Origin of the sequence: Leifsonia sp. NPDC058248, assembly GCF_042881905.1 — a bacterium.
GTDB lineage: Bacteria > Actinomycetota > Actinomycetes > Actinomycetales > Microbacteriaceae > Leifsonia.
The window spans coordinates 259,281-272,367 of record NZ_JBHVXB010000003.1 but is presented as its reverse complement, the minus strand read 5'-3'; the positions used below and the strand labels follow the sequence as shown (position 1 = coordinate 272,367).

The 13,087-nt window shown below is 68.0% G+C and carries 15 protein-coding genes and 1 riboswitch; of the genes, 9 read left to right on the top strand and 6 right to left on the bottom strand.

Features of this window, described 5'->3' with window-relative positions; translation table 11 throughout:
• Positions 1 to 54: 54 nt before the first annotated feature.
• Together ACFVV5_RS06665 and ACFVV5_RS06660 are read right to left on the bottom strand one after the other, a co-directional pair.
• Positions 55 to 831: an MIP/aquaporin family protein gene (locus tag ACFVV5_RS06665; RefSeq protein ID WP_387240802.1), complete on the bottom strand. Its 777-nt coding sequence runs from the start codon at positions 829 to 831 to the stop codon at positions 55 to 57.
• 132 nt (positions 832 to 963) lie between these two features.
• Positions 964 to 2,712 carry an FAD-dependent oxidoreductase gene (locus ACFVV5_RS06660; protein WP_387240799.1) on the bottom strand — a complete coding sequence of 583 codons (1,749 nt, stop codon included), beginning with the start codon at positions 2,710 to 2,712 and terminating at the stop codon, positions 964 to 966.
• Positions 2,713 to 2,815: 103 nt separating this feature from the next.
• Between ACFVV5_RS06660 and ACFVV5_RS06655 the strand changes: the two genes are divergently transcribed.
• Entirely contained in the window at positions 2,816 to 3,793 is a 978-nt protein-coding gene (locus ACFVV5_RS06655; protein ID WP_387240796.1) for a sugar-binding transcriptional regulator, read from the top strand.
• A 30-nt stretch (positions 3,794 to 3,823) separates the two neighbouring features.
• Here the strand turns inward: ACFVV5_RS06655 and ACFVV5_RS06650 are convergent, their stop codons facing one another.
• On the bottom strand, positions 3,824 to 4,405 hold the full coding sequence (locus ACFVV5_RS06650; RefSeq protein WP_387240793.1) for a dihydrofolate reductase family protein: 582 nt from the start codon (positions 4,403 to 4,405) through the stop codon (positions 3,824 to 3,826).
• Between the two features lie 508 nt (positions 4,406 to 4,913).
• On the opposite strand from ACFVV5_RS06650, the gene ACFVV5_RS06645 reads away from it, so the two are divergent.
• A complete protein-coding gene (locus tag ACFVV5_RS06645) occupies positions 4,914 to 5,240 on the top strand; it encodes a hypothetical protein (protein ID WP_387240791.1) in 327 nt (108 codons plus the stop codon).
• 17 nt (positions 5,241 to 5,257) lie between these two features.
• Here the strand turns inward: ACFVV5_RS06645 and ACFVV5_RS06640 are convergent, their stop codons facing one another.
• Positions 5,258 to 6,493 (bottom strand): DUF222 domain-containing protein, encoded by a 1,236-nt coding sequence (locus ACFVV5_RS06640; RefSeq protein WP_387240788.1) that lies wholly within the window; start codon positions 6,491 to 6,493, stop codon positions 5,258 to 5,260.
• Between the two features lie 243 nt (positions 6,494 to 6,736).
• Positions 6,737 to 6,894, top strand: a riboswitch (FMN riboswitch).
• Positions 6,895 to 6,980: 86 nt separating this feature from the next.
• Here ACFVV5_RS06640 and ribD point away from each other — a divergent pair.
• The 4 genes from ribD to ribH are packed head-to-tail and all read left to right on the top strand — an operon-like array spanning position 6,981 to position 10,448.
• The gene (ribD, locus tag ACFVV5_RS06635; protein WP_387240785.1) at positions 6,981 to 8,051 is read left to right on the top strand and encodes a bifunctional diaminohydroxyphosphoribosylaminopyrimidine deaminase/5-amino-6-(5-phosphoribosylamino)uracil reductase RibD; all 1,071 of its coding nucleotides are present in this window, start codon (positions 6,981 to 6,983) and stop codon (positions 8,049 to 8,051) included.
• A gap of 2 nt (positions 8,052 to 8,053) precedes the next feature.
• Complete coding sequence (locus ACFVV5_RS06630; protein WP_387240782.1) at positions 8,054 to 8,716, top strand: riboflavin synthase; 663 nt, start codon at positions 8,054 to 8,056, stop codon at positions 8,714 to 8,716.
• Entirely contained in the window at positions 8,713 to 9,981 is a 1,269-nt protein-coding gene (gene ribA, locus ACFVV5_RS06625; RefSeq protein ID WP_387240779.1) for a GTP cyclohydrolase II, read from the top strand. The genes ACFVV5_RS06630 and ribA overlap by 4 nt, the downstream gene beginning before the upstream one ends.
• The gene (ribH, locus tag ACFVV5_RS06620) at positions 9,978 to 10,448 is read left to right on the top strand and encodes a 6,7-dimethyl-8-ribityllumazine synthase (RefSeq protein ID WP_387240776.1); all 471 of its coding nucleotides are present in this window, start codon (positions 9,978 to 9,980) and stop codon (positions 10,446 to 10,448) included. Before ribA ends, ribH begins: the two co-directional genes overlap by 4 nt.
• 90 nt (positions 10,449 to 10,538) lie before the next feature.
• Here ribH and ACFVV5_RS06615 read toward each other — a convergent pair whose 3' ends face one another.
• On the bottom strand, positions 10,539 to 11,060 hold the full coding sequence (locus ACFVV5_RS06615; RefSeq protein ID WP_387240773.1) for a DUF2269 family protein: 522 nt from the start codon (positions 11,058 to 11,060) through the stop codon (positions 10,539 to 10,541).
• Positions 11,061 to 11,139: 79 nt separating this feature from the next.
• Between ACFVV5_RS06615 and ACFVV5_RS06610 the strand changes: the two genes are divergently transcribed.
• Genes ACFVV5_RS06610 through ACFVV5_RS06600 form a run of 3 tightly spaced genes read left to right on the top strand, consistent with a single transcriptional unit; the run spans position 11,140 to position 12,214 of the window.
• Entirely contained in the window at positions 11,140 to 11,463 is a 324-nt protein-coding gene (locus ACFVV5_RS06610; protein ID WP_387240771.1) for an ArsR/SmtB family transcription factor, read from the top strand.
• Positions 11,460 to 11,936, top strand: a complete 477-nt coding sequence (locus ACFVV5_RS06605; RefSeq protein ID WP_387240768.1) for an SRPBCC domain-containing protein — start codon at positions 11,460 to 11,462, stop codon at positions 11,934 to 11,936. Before ACFVV5_RS06610 ends, ACFVV5_RS06605 begins: the two co-directional genes overlap by 4 nt.
• Positions 11,936 to 12,214, top strand: a complete 279-nt coding sequence (locus ACFVV5_RS06600) for a hypothetical protein (protein ID WP_387240765.1) — start codon at positions 11,936 to 11,938, stop codon at positions 12,212 to 12,214. Before ACFVV5_RS06605 ends, ACFVV5_RS06600 begins: the two co-directional genes overlap by 1 nt.
• Positions 12,215 to 12,267: 53 nt before the next feature.
• Here the strand turns inward: ACFVV5_RS06600 and ACFVV5_RS06595 are convergent, their stop codons facing one another.
• Positions 12,268 to 13,056: an ABC transporter permease gene (locus ACFVV5_RS06595; RefSeq protein WP_387241329.1), complete on the bottom strand. Its 789-nt coding sequence runs from the start codon at positions 13,054 to 13,056 to the stop codon at positions 12,268 to 12,270.
• Between the last annotated feature and the right edge of the window lie 31 nt (positions 13,057 to 13,087).

The following is a 13,087-nucleotide window of genomic DNA, read 5'->3' as shown; positions in this document are numbered from 1 at the left end:
TTTTGGGGTGGGCTGCAGGCGCCGGCCCCACCGATCGGGGCCGGCGCGCAGGTACTACTTGGTGATGACGGGAAGCAGCACGAGGGCGAGCCATCCGGCGGCAAGACCACCGATGACCGGACCGACCACCGGGATCCAGGAGTACGACCAGTCGCTCGAACCCTTGCCCTTGATCGGCAGCACCGCGTGCGCGATGCGCGGACCGAGGTCACGGGCCGGGTTGATGGCGTACCCGGTCGGGCCACCGAGTGAGGCGCCGATACCGGTCACCAGGAGGGCGACGGGCAGTGCGCCGAGAGCGGCGAGACCCGAGACACCGGGCTGGTGCCCGAAGGCGATCACGACGAACACCAGCACGAACGTGCCGATGATCTCCGTGATGAGGTTCCAGGTGTAGGTGCGGATGGCCGGACCGGTCGAGAACACGCCCAGCTTGTTGGCGGGTTCCGGTTCTTCGTCGAAGTGCTTCTTGTACGCCAGGAAGGTCAGCACAGCGCCGATGAAGGCACCGATGAACTGCCCCGCGATGAAGATGAGGATCGTGCCGATGTTGACAGGCACGAGGGTGTGCAGCGCCGCATTACCGAACGTCTTCGCACCGTTGGCGACGAGGCCGAGCGTTACGGCGGGGTTCAGGTGGGCACCTGAGTTGTAAGCGACGGTGACGCCCGCGAAGACCGCGAGACCCCAGCCGAAGTTCACCATCAGGAACCCGCCGTTGAACCCCTTGTTCTTGATGAGGGCGACGTTCGCCACGACGCCGGTTCCAAGGAGGACGAGCATTGCCGTGCCCACGATCTCCGACAGGAAATCAATACCGATATTGTCCACGTTGACCTTCCAGTTGTTCAGTTGACCTGCACCCTGTTGTGCGTTGTTGGGAAGTCCCTACCAGGGTGGGCAACTGAACGCTATTCGCGTCTGGTCCACCGGGACAAGGACCGTGCTATGCACGTTCGTGCATTATCGGAGCGCTGCGGCTTCGCTGCCGTCCTCCGACTCGAGGTGCACCCGGTGGGCGTCGGCGAGTTCCGCTATGAATGCATCTTCCTCCTCCGAGCGCCGATTTGGCGACCATCCGAGGGCTGTGGACACGATTTCGCCGATCTCGCGGACCAACGCGCCCGTGATGTTCCCGGTGAAGGCGAGGCTCGTGCGACGCAGGAAGACGTCGGAGAGGTGCACCACGTGCTCCGTGCGCACGAGGTAGTCGAGCTCTGCACGCGAATACTCGGGAGCCGCCGCCAGCCGCCGATCGTCGTCGTCCGAGCCGGCGATGGCGTCGATCACGAACGCCGCCTTCGTGCCGTAGCGATGCAGAAGCTGTGCAGCGCGCGCCGTCCCCACGTCGGCGCCGTAGCGTGCGACCCAGTCGCGCTCCGCCGCGGGTGTCGTCGGGTACCCGGCGCCGCCGCCGATCGCCAGACCGGCGGTCGAGACCGAACGGGTCGAGCCCAGCGCCTTCAGCGTCTCGTTCGCGAGGTGCTCGCTGAGCGCGCGGAATGTGGTCCACTTGCCGCCGACGAGGCTGAGCACCGTCGTGGCGCCGAGCCCGTCGATCACGCCCGGCACGATGCGGTAGTCGCGGGAGACGAATCCGGGCTGGGTGTCGTCATGGTGCGGCAGCGGCCGCACGCCCGAGAAGCTGTAGACGATCTGCGAACGGGTGACCGGGACGGTTGGGAAAACGTGCGAGACCAGCTCGATGAAGTAGTCGATCTCGTCTTCCGTGCAGACGGCCGGCTCCGACATGTCGGCCTCGAGGTCGGTCGTGCCGACCATCACGCGGCCCTTCAGCGGGTAGATGAGCACGATGCGGCCGTCGTCGTTCTCGAAGAACATCTCGCGGCCCTTGCACGCCTCGAGCAGCTCGGGATTGTCGAGCACGATGTGCGAGCCCTTCGTGCCGCCCATGTACTCCGTCGTGCGGCCGAGAGCCTGGTTGGTCAGGTCGGTCCAGGGTCCAGATGCGTTGACCACGACGTCCGCGACGATGGAGAACTCGGTTCCGGTCTCACGGTCACGGACGAGGACGCCGCCGTCCTTCACCCCGATCGCCTCCACATAGTTGGCTGCCCGGGCCTGCGGTCCCGCGGCGAGTCCGTCGGCGAGCACGTCGAGGGCGAGTCGCTCCGGGTCGTGCACAGAGGCGTCGAAATAGGTGGCCGTGTACGTGATGTCCGGGTTGAGCTCGGGCTGGGTCTGAAGCGACTTCGAGCGTCCGTGGAACTGGTGCCGCGGAACCGACCCGCCGTCGCGCGAGAACGCGTCGTAGATCGTGAGGCCGGTCTTGATCAGGAACGCGCCGCGCTCCTTCGGCTTGCCCTGCTTGTGCGTGAGGAAACGCAACGGCGCCGCCAGGATGCCCGAGAACGTCGAAAAGATCGGAATCGTCGTCTGCAGCGGCTTCACGTAGTGCGGCGCGATCTTCAGCAGTCCGTTGCGCTCCGTCACCGACTCCTTGACGAGCCGGAATTCGCCGTTCTCCAGATAGCGGACGCCGCCGTGGATCATATGGCTCGAGGCCGCGGATGCACCGGAGACGAAGTCGTTGCGCTCGACGAGCACGACATCCACTCCCTGCAGTGCCAGGTCGCGGAACGTGCCGAGGCCGTTGATGCCGCCGCCGATGACGAGCACCTGGGCGTTGGGGCGCTCGCGGAGGCGCTTGACCTCGCTCCGGACAGCTGATGCGTTCGACTTCGTCGTCACAGTCTTCTCCTGAATTTCTGTTGGTGCCGTTCTCCTACAGCTATAGTTTTCGGTGCACGGACACTTTGTTCAAGCTCCGTGCACATACGTGCAAGGAGATCCGATGGCCCAACCCGATACCGAGAACCTGCCCGAAAAGGTCCGCGACGCCCTCAAAGCCGGCCACCTCTACTACATGCAGGACCTCACCATGGAGGCCATCGCCCACGAGATGCACACCTCGCGGTCCAGTGTTTCCCGGCTTCTCAGCTATGCCCGGGCATCCGGACTCGTGACCATCCAGATCGCCACACCGCACGAAGGCGCCACCCGCACCCAGCAGGACATCCACGAGCGGTACGGCATCGCAGCGCACATCGTGCCCATGCCCGGCGCCATCAGCGACGTCGATCGCCTCGAACGCGTCGCCATCTCCGCTGCACGAATTCTCGACCGGTTCATCGACTCCAACATGACCGTCGGTCTCGCCTGGGGATCGACCATGAGTGCACTCAGCCGGCACCTCATCCCGAAGGATCTGCACAACGTGGAATTCGTGCAGCTGAACGGCGCCGGCAACACCTACACGACGGGTGTGCTGTACGCGAGCGAGATCCTCCGCCGGTTCGGCGACACCTTCTCGGGCACCATTCAGGAGTTCCCCGTTCCTGCCCTGTTCGACGACGCCCAGACCAAGACCGCCATGTGGCGTGAGCGCAGCACTCGTCGCATCCTCGACATCCAGGAGCGGATGGACGCCGCCATCTTCGGTCTCGGCTCGCCGTTCTCCGAAGTGCGCTCGCACGTGTACGCCGGCGGCTACCTCGAGCAGGCGGACTATGCGTCGCTCGACGAATCCGGTGTCGTCGGAGATGTCGCGACCGTCTTCTTCCGCGAGGACGGCAGCCACCACGGCATCCCGCTCAACGAGCGCGCGAGCGGCCCCGACATCGATCTCATCAAGCGGGTGCCGCGCCGTGTCTGCGTCGTCTCGGGACCATCGAAGGTGCACAGCCTCCGCGGGGCGCTGGCGGCCGAGCTCATCACCGACCTGATCGTGGACGAGGGCACGGCGCGCGCCCTGGTCGCGTTGCGGGACTAGGGTCTCGAGGTGCTGCGCTGGTGCCGGCGGTCAACGGCGCACCCGACAGCGCAGGTGAAGCACCCGGCTGCCCTGAATCACCACGTCGGGATCCTCCAACAGGTGCTGAGCGTCGACTGACCCGAAGTAACGCTTGCCGGATCCGAACACGACGGGTACGACGTCCATCCGCACCTCGTCGATCAGGCCCGCGGCAAGCACCTGGCCACCGACGTCACCGGCTGCGACCTCGACGATCCGGTCACCCGCGCGCTCCTGCGCCGTCGCCACGGCGGCCTCGACGCCGTCGACGAAGCGAAACGGCGCTTCGGGATCCCAGCCAGCAGGTCTCGGCCGGTGCGTCACGACGACCACGTGGTCGACCCCGCTGGGAGGCTTCCCGTCCCAGCCGTCCGTCAGGTCGAAGACGTGGCGGCCGACGATCGTGACCCCGATCTGGTCCCAGTACGGCCGGGTGTAGTCGTAGGACGCCTGCGACACCTTCAACTCTCCGCTCTCGTCCAACGGGACGTCACCACTGGACAGCCATTCGAACAGCGGTCCGGGCTGGTCGTTCTCGTCCGCGACGAAGCCGTCCACCGACACCGAGCTGTACATGACCACCGTGCCCACGGGGCCCTCCTTTGCTTGGGGTTGCCCATATTAGCGAGTCGTGAGTGGCGGGCCTGTGGGTCGTCGGCGGCGGCGGTCGGGGCATCGGTGGCGTCGGGTCGGGCCATGCGGGCCGGGTTCGGGTGCGTGGGTCGTGCTGGGGCCGGGGGTCGGGGGTGGGTCGGGGCACGTGGGCGAGCCCGGGGTTCGGGGCGCGCCTGACCGGCGATCGCGTGATCCGGTTGGGCGCGCTCGGGTTTACCGCCCCCTATGACGCCCGGCGTTGGGGTGGGGCTGCTGCCCTTTCCGGGAGGTGGATGCGGCCGCCGGGGCGGGGTGTTCGGTGGGGGTCGATGTGGGTGGGTGGGGTGAAGTGGGGGGTGCCGTTTCGGAGGTGGATGTCCCAGTGGTCGGCGTGGACCCGGTGGTGGTGGTGGCTGCACAAGAGGATTCCGTTCGTCCCGCCTGTTGGACGTATTTGCAGGCTGGCGAGCCGAAAGTAAGACCACCTTCGGAATAGAGTCGAACCATGTCATTGGCGAATGATCGACGCTGGGAACTTCTCGACAGCGCGGGCCCCATCTTGACAGCTGAATTTGGAGCGCGCGGCGTAATCGCCACACGATTCGTCGGGGCGTTCCCGGACCTTCCAGGTGCAGGTGTATGGCTGTGCACGACCACCGATCGAGAACGGGACACCTTACGCAACGATGCCACTGTTGTCGAAACCGCTCTCGAGGTATTGCGTGAGGTCGGCTTCTCGCCGATTGATGTGGCCAGAAGCGCCGTCATCGTGGAATCCCAGCAGACTGTGGACCAAGACTTTGAAGGCAGTTGGTATTACGCCATGCGCTAGTTCGCCTAGGGGTCGTATTAGCGACTTGTCCCGTTGCTGAGGTCGGTGGGGCCGGTGTGGGCGTCCCACCAGCGGATGTGGTGGGCTTCGGTGTAGTTGGGTGGGTGCGGGCAGCCGGGGAAGGCGCAGCCGCCGTCGCGTTCGGCGAGGGCGAGTTTTTGGGTGGGGGTGAACAGGCGGCGGGCGCGGCCGAGGTCGAGGATCTCGCTGGGGCCGGCGAGGACGGCGGGGATGAGCTGGGCGTCGGCGGCCAGCCGGCGGGCGGTGCGGGCGCTGATCGGGGTGCGGATGCCGTCGATCTCACCGGTGCCGGTGCCGGTTCGCAGGGTGTCGAGACTGATCCGGACGATCATCGTCACCGGCGGTTTCCCGGTGCCGGCCGGGGTTGTGCAGGCGGCGGCATGCCGGAACACGTCGGTCGCCGCATCCGAACGGAGCTGCGCCAGGCTCCGCGACTCCGGAACATCATCGGCGTCGGTCTCATCATCGGGATCCGGTGTGCTCGGGCGGAACCGCACGGCCCGCAACTCGTGGCCGACGACCGCATCGATCGCAGTGACCACGAAACCCGCCGACTCCGGATCCAGAAACCAGTCGAGATGGGTCATGCCATCGGTAGTGGTGGAGATGGTGAGGGAGCGTCTGCGCCGTTGCCGGTCCTCGCGCGGCTCGACCCCATCCTGATCCAACCGGTCACGCACCTGCCCGGCCAGCACCCGCACGTCCTCGACGGTCAGGCCGGGAGCATGCTCGACCAGCGTCTTCTCACCCAGCGCCAGCGACGCAGCCGAACACGCGGGCGCAGCCTTGTCCAGCTCCCGCACGATCACCGCCGCCTGATCCACGGAGATTCGGCCGTGAGGCGCTGCGTCGTGGTCGTCGACGGCGACACCCAGAGCGGCTGCCAGCGCCGGGAAGCGGGCGGGCAGCGTTTCGGCGGCCAGGCTCATCCGGGGCGCCGTGGCTTCGCCCACCCGGCAGTACTGTCGCGCCGCCGGGAGTGCGATCTGCCACCGTTCGGCGACCAGCGCAGCCGGCTGTGCGTGCCCGGCGCGCGTGGTCGGGTTCGCCTCGCCGATCATGGTCGAGCGCCCGACGAGCTCGCCCACAACCCGCAGCTTGACGGCATCGATGGCCGCCTGCGCCTCACCCAGGACGGTCAGCGCGTTCAGCAGGTCGTCGCGGTCGAGCAGAGCGGGCGTCGCGATGTTCGCGAGCAGGCTCCGGATGCCGGAGGCGACGGTGGCGGTCATGGATTCAGTTCATCATGAGCCACTGACATTCAGGGGGCGTGAAACTGGCTCCTGATCAGGATATTTTCTGTGGATAACTTCAAAAGACCGTTATCTGTGGAGGGGCGCCTGCAACCCCACGCGCCCGTCCATCCGCACTCCCCCGGCCACGCCGCGACCCCGCGGCGCAGCCCCATTGCGCAGCGTCGCGCTGTCGGCGGGAATAGACCGCCCGCCGACGCGTTGATCTAGACTCAGAAACATAAACGTGCTCCGGGGTCGGTGAAAGTCCGAACCGGCGGTGATAGTCCGCGAGCGGGACTGCGAGAGCAGGCCTGCTGAGCCGGTGGAATTCCGGCACCGACGGTAATGGGGTCAGGCAGTCGCCTGGCAACTCAGTCCGGATGGGAGGCAGCACGGCAGACGGTCGATTGCGACCGCGCTGCACGGGTGACTTTCGTCGCGCGACCCCGGAAGACGTCTCGAACGAGAGACAGGACTGACTGGGATGACGTGGGAAGCGGCGATGCGCACCGCCATCGAGCTGGCGCACAACGGGCCCGCGACCGGGGCGAACCCTCGCGTCGGCTGCGTGATCCTCGACGCGGACGGCACCGTGATCGCCGAAGGCTGGCACCGCGGGGTCGGGACGGCGCACGCCGAAGTGGACGCGCTCAGCAAGCTCCCGGAGGGAGGCGCACGCGGCGCTACGGCCGTCGTCACCCTGGAACCGTGCAACCACACCGGCCACACCGGACCGTGCTCCGAAGCCCTGATCGCCGCGGGGATCGGCCGTGTCGTCTACGCGGTCAGCGATCCCGGCCACGCCTCCGGCGGCGGTGCAGCACGGCTGCGCGAAGCGGGCGTCGACGTGGTCGCGGGCGTGCTCGCCGAGGAGGTCGAATCCTTCCTCGACGACTGGCTGACCGCCGCCCGGCTCGGCCGCCCCTACATCACGCTCAAGTGGGCGAGCAGCCTCGATGGACGCATCGCTGCCCTCGACGGAACCAGCAAGTGGATCACGGGAGCCGCGGCCCGCCAGCGCGTTCACGAACAGCGCGAGGCCTCCGATGCGATCGTGGTGGGCACCGGCACGGTGCTCGCCGACGACCCGAGTCTGACCGCGCGCGGCGACGCAGGCGAACTGCTCGCGCGGCAGCCGGCTCCGGTCATCGTCGGCACCCGGGCGATCCCCAAGGATGCGGCGGTGTTCCGCCACCCGCATCCGGTGATCTTCGAAGGCACGCACGACGTGGCCGAGGTGGTCCACGATCTGCGGGCCCGGGGGTTCCGGCGGATCTATGTGGAGGGTGGGCCGACCCTTGCGAGCGCATTCGCGGCGGCGGGCCTCGTGGACGAGTACGCGATCTACCTCGCGCCGACGTTGCTGGGCGGAAACCGGCTCGCACTCGGCGACATCGGAGTGAGAACCATTGGAGAGCAACGTCGCTTGAACATCCGGTCGGTCGAACAACTGGGTGCCGACCTGCTCATCCGGGCGGTGCCGGCACAGCCTGAGCACGCACAGCCTGAGCACGCACAGCACGAGCACGAGCACGCACAGAGAGAAGGAAACTGAGAATGTTCACCGGAATCATCGAAGAGCTGGGCGAGATCACCGCCGTCGACTGGGCGGACGACGCCGCACGCGTCACCGTGCGCGGCCCGATCGTGGTCAGCGACGCGAAACACGGCGACTCCATCTCGGTCAGCGGTGTGTGCCTGACGGTCATCGACCAGAACGCAGAGACCTTCACCGCCGACGTCATGGCCGAGACGCTGGCGATGAGCACCCTCGACGGAGTGCAGCCGGGCCGCCGGGTGAACCTCGAGCGCGCCGCTCAGGTGGGCGACCGGCTCGGCGGCCACATCGTCCAGGGCCACATCGACGGGACCTCGACCGTGCTCGCCATCACCGAGGGCAGCGCGTGGCGGGTCGTGCGACTCAGCCTCGACCCCGAGCACGCACCGCTGGTCGCCCGCAAGGGATCGATCGCCATCGACGGCGTCTCACTCACGGTCAGCGAGGTCGGCGGCGGTCTCGTCGACGGCTGGTTCGAGGTGTCTCTCATCCCGGAGACCCTCGCCGCCACCACCCTCGGCGACCGCGTGGTCGGCGAGCGCGTGAACATCGAGACGGACATCCTGGCCCGGCACGTCGAGCGGATGCTCGGCCTGGGCTACGCCGGACGAGAGTCGGACCTCCCCTCGTCCATCATCGAACCGGAACGGAGCGCTTCATGAGCCTCGCCACCATCCCCCAGGCACTGACCGAGCTGCGCGCCGGCCGGCCCGTCATCGTCGCCGACAACGAGAGCCGTGAGAACGAGGGCGACGTGATCATCGCCGCCGAGCTCGCCAGCCAGGAGTGGATCGCCTGGACGGTGAAGAACTCGTCCGGCTTCATCTGCGCGCCGATGACCAACGAGATCGCCGACCGCCTCGAGCTGCCCGTGATGGTGGCCACGAACGAGGACGACCGCGGCACCAACTACACGGTGAGCGTCGATGCGGCCAACCGTCTCAGCACCGGCATCAGCGCGGCCGACCGGGCGCACACCCTCCGCGTGCTGGCCGACCTCGATTCGACGCCGGCGAGCCTGCACCGTCCCGGCCACGTCCTGCCCCTTCGGGCGGTGGACGGCGGCGTGCGCGAGCGCGACGGCCACACCGAAGCCGCCGTCGACCTCCTGAAGCTCGCCGGGCTCACCCCGGTGGCCGCGATCGCGGAGATCGTCGCCGACGACGGCGAGATGATGCGGCTCCCCGGCCTCATCGAACTCGGCGAGCGCGAAGGCGTCCTGGTCATCACGATCGAGGCGCTGATCGCCTACCTGCAGGAGTTCCACTGCGACCAGCAGCTGGCGTCGGTCGCGCCGATCCCGGAGTCCTCGCGGGTGATCTTCGAGGTCGAGACGACCGTGCCGACCACGCACGGCCCGTTCAAGATGCGCGCCTACCGCGACCGGATGACCGGGGCCGACCACGTGGCGATCGTGGCCGGGAACCCGACCAGCGAGGCCACCCTCGTGCGCGTGCATTCGGAGTGCCTCACCGGAGAGGCGTTCGGCTCGCTCAAGTGCGAGTGCGGACCGCAGCTCGACGCGGCCCTCGACACGATCCAGCGCGAAGGCGGGGTCGTCGTGTACCTGCGTGGGCACGAAGGCCGGGGCATCGGCCTCATCAACAAGCTCCGCGCCTACAAGCTCCAGGAGGAGGGGCTCGACACGCTCGACGCGAACCTCGCGCTCGGCCTGCCGATCGACTCCCGTGACTACGGGGCGGCCACGGCCATCCTGCAGGACCTCGGCATCGAGTCGGTGCGCCTGCTCACCAACAACCCCGAGAAGGTGCGCCAGCTCGAAGAGCACGGCGTCGCCGTCGAGGAGCGCGTGCCGCTCGTCGTGGGCGTCGGCGCATTCAACGAGGGCTACCTCGAGACCAAGCGTGACCGGATGGGTCACGTCATCCCCCAGGAAGAGATCGCAGCGGAGAGGACCACACGATGAGCGGAGCAGGAGCGCCGAACGCCGAGGAGCAGATCGACGGGAGCGGCCTGAGGGTCGTGATCGTGGCCGGCACCTGGCACGAACAGATCACCGACGGTCTGATCGCCGGCGCGGAGCGCACGCTGACCGCGGCGGGCGCCGAGTACACGATCGTGCGAGTCCCCGGCAGCTTCGAGCTCCCGGTGGTGTCGAAGCGCGCGCTCGAGGCGGGGGCGGATGCGGTGGTCGCCCTGGGCGTGATCATCCGCGGCGGCACCCCGCACTTCGAGTACGTGTCGTCGGCGGCGACCGACGGGCTGACCCGGGTCGCGCTCGACACGGGCAAGCCGGTCGGCTTCGGCGTGCTGACGCTCGACGACGAGGCACAGGGGCTGGATCGCGCCGGCCTGGAGGGCTCGCGCGAAGACAAGGGCGCCGAGTCGGCCCACGCCGCGCTCACCACCGCGCTGGCACTCCGGGCGCTCTAGCCGCAGCAACGACATCGAGTCCGGACTTGTTCGCTCGAAATCATCGATTTCGGCCGAATAAGTCCGGACTCGATTGCGTCGGGGGTCAGGTCAGGGCTTCCAGACCATGAGCACGACGACGAGCACCAGCAGGAGGCTCGCGACGCCGGAGCCGGCCGCGATCGCGGGGTAGCCGCGCGACTCGAGGCCGGCGGCGGCAGGCGCGACGGCGGCGGCAGGCGCGACGGCGGCGGCGGGGGCGGGGGCGGCACCGGGCGCGACGCCGGATGCGGCCGGCAGCGTCTCGATGGCGTCGGCCGCACGGCGCATGGCAGGGACCACCAGGAGCAGGGTGAGACCGAGCGCGATGATGTAGGCGATGATCGACCACAGGATCCACGGCGTCGTCACCGAGAGCTTGTACTTGGGGTCGGACATCCCCATCACGCCGAAGCCGAACACGACGGTCGCCAGCGAGAGCAGCGCGAACAGGTTGGTGGATTTGGCCAGCGTCCTCACCTGGGAGGCGTTGCCGGCGCGCACTGCGCGCATGGCCGTCATCGGCAGGATCGCCATGGGCCCGACGATGAAGACGGCCGTGGCGACGTGGAGAACATTGAACAAGGTATCCATCCCGCCAGCCTAACGAACGCCGGATTTCGGGCCGTTTCAGTACTTGTGTTAGTTAGCTCAGCGGCTATATATTGTCGTGGTGGCTACGGATGTGGTGTGGGATGCACTGGGAGACCCGACCCGGCGGCGCATCGTCGAGATGCTGATGCGCGAACCGATGCGGGCCGGCGCCGTCGCGGTGGCGTTCCCGGTCGCAGCACCGACGATCAGCCGGCATCTGCGTGTGCTGCGCCGCGCGGGCCTCATCGAGGAGGTGCGCGTCGACGACGACGCGCGTGTGAAGCTCTACCGGCTGCGGCCGGAGCCCTTCGGCGATCTCAGCGCCTGGATCGACCAGGTGCAAGCCTTCTGGCGCGACCAGCTGGGCGCGTTCGCCGACGAAGTGGAGAGGACGAGACGATGACGGAGACGACGGCAGACGATGAAGCGGTGGCGGTGACGTCGACGACGGTGACGGCCGACCCGCAGACCGCCTTCGAGGTGTTCACGGGCGGCGTCGGCCGATGGTGGCGCCGGGGAACGCGCTACTGGAACGATTCCGCGCGCGGACTGCGGGTCGAGTTCGAGCCGGGGATCGGCGGTCGCTTTCTGGAGGTGTACGCCGACGGAGCGTTCGAGATCGGCCGCGTGACCGCCTGGGAGCCCGGCGAGCGACTCGGTTTCACCTGGCGTGAGGCGACCTGGGATGCCGACTCTGCCACGACGGTCGACGTGCGGTTCGAGGCGGTCGACGGCGGAACGCGGGTGACGGTGCGGCACGGCGGCTGGGATGCGGCGGGGCAGCGCGACAGCGCCGGCAACTACAGCCACGGCTGGGTCGAACTCCTGGGCTGGTACGGCGAGGCTGCGGCCGGTGCTGCGGCGGCGCCGGCCTGATGTTCACCCATCTGGCGATCCACCATCCGCGGCCCGAGCACCGGGATGCGGTGCGCGCGTCGATGGGTCGGGTCGATGCGGCCGCGACCGGCTCCCCCGGGCTGATCCGGATCAACGCGTGGACGGAGATCGACGGCATCCGGCTGGTCGGCATCGCGATGTGGGAGTCGCGCGAGGCCTTCGAAGCCGCGGCGCCCAGGATGTTCGCAGCTGTCGCCGAGGATCCGTTCGACGTGTGGGAGACGGCGCCGGCCGAGAACTTCTACCTCGAGGCCTGACCCGAGCACCGCGCCCGCACCTCTGCCCGCGCACCGCGCGCACCGGCCGCCGATCAGTCGAGGAAGAGCGCGCGCAGCCGCCGCGTGGTGATCACGAGGCCGATGGCGATCATCACGGCGAAGTAGAGCACGTGCCACAGCAGCGCGACCGAGACTGCACCCGTCGTGAGACCGCGCACGAGTTCGACGCCGTGCCAGAGCGGCATCACCTGGATGATCCACTGGATCCACTCGGGGTAGACCGTGATCGGGTAGAACGTGGCGGAGAGCAGGAACATCGGCAGCATGATGAAGTTGATCCAGTCCATCTGCTGGAAGGTCTTCATGTAGCTCGTGATGCCCATGCCGAAACTCGCGAACCCGAAGGCGATGAGCAGTACCGCCGGCAGCGCCAGGATCGCCCACCATGACAGGTTGAGGCCGAGCACCTGCATCACCAGCATGAAGCCCACAGCGTAGAGCGCACCGCGTGCGAGCGCGAGCAGGATCTCGCCGAGCGCGACGTCGAGCGGACCGAGCGACGTGGCGAGCATCCCCTCGTAGAGCTTGGCGAAGTGCATCTTGAAGAACACGTTCCAGGTGGAGTCGTAGACGGCGCCGTTCATCGCCGCGGTCGCCAGCAGGGCGGGAGCGATGAAGGCGGCGTAGGGCACGGGCTCGCCGGTCGAGGTGGTGACCGTGCCGACCAGGGCGCCGAGGCCGATGCCGAGCGACAGCAGGTAGAAGATCGGCTCGAAGAAACCGCTGATCACGACCAGCCAGTTGGTGCTGCGGGTGGCGAACCAGCCGCGCTGCATGACCGAGGTGGCGTTTCCCGCGTAGAGCGACCGTACCGGCCGCATCCGGGAGACGGCGGGTGTGAGACGCTCGTCG

What these genes read in the sequence shown, in the direction of transcription:
- ACFVV5_RS06605 (WP_387240768.1), top strand. Translation starts at nt 11,460, where the DNA reads ATGACGGAGACGACGGCAGACGATGAAGCGGTGGCGGTGACGTCGACG.
- ACFVV5_RS06640 (WP_387240788.1), bottom strand. Translation starts at nt 6,493, where the DNA reads ATGACCGCCACCGTCGCCTCCGGCATCCGGAGCCTGCTCGCGAACATC.
- ACFVV5_RS06645 (WP_387240791.1), top strand. Translation starts at nt 4,914, where the DNA reads ATGTCATTGGCGAATGATCGACGCTGGGAACTTCTCGACAGCGCGGGC.
- ACFVV5_RS06600 (WP_387240765.1), top strand. Translation starts at nt 11,936, where the DNA reads ATGTTCACCCATCTGGCGATCCACCATCCGCGGCCCGAGCACCGGGAT.
- ACFVV5_RS06595 (WP_387241329.1), bottom strand. Translation starts at nt 13,056, where the DNA reads ATGCGGCCGGTACGGTCGCTCTACGCGGGAAACGCCACCTCGGTCATG.
- ribH (WP_387240776.1), top strand. Translation starts at nt 9,978, where the DNA reads ATGAGCGGAGCAGGAGCGCCGAACGCCGAGGAGCAGATCGACGGGAGC.
- ACFVV5_RS06655 (WP_387240796.1), top strand. Translation starts at nt 2,816, where the DNA reads ATGGCCCAACCCGATACCGAGAACCTGCCCGAAAAGGTCCGCGACGCC.
- ACFVV5_RS06615 (WP_387240773.1), bottom strand. Translation starts at nt 11,060, where the DNA reads ATGGATACCTTGTTCAATGTTCTCCACGTCGCCACGGCCGTCTTCATC.
- ACFVV5_RS06630 (WP_387240782.1), top strand. Translation starts at nt 8,054, where the DNA reads ATGTTCACCGGAATCATCGAAGAGCTGGGCGAGATCACCGCCGTCGAC.
- ribA (WP_387240779.1), top strand. Translation starts at nt 8,713, where the DNA reads ATGAGCCTCGCCACCATCCCCCAGGCACTGACCGAGCTGCGCGCCGGC.
- ribD (WP_387240785.1), top strand. Translation starts at nt 6,981, where the DNA reads ATGACGTGGGAAGCGGCGATGCGCACCGCCATCGAGCTGGCGCACAAC.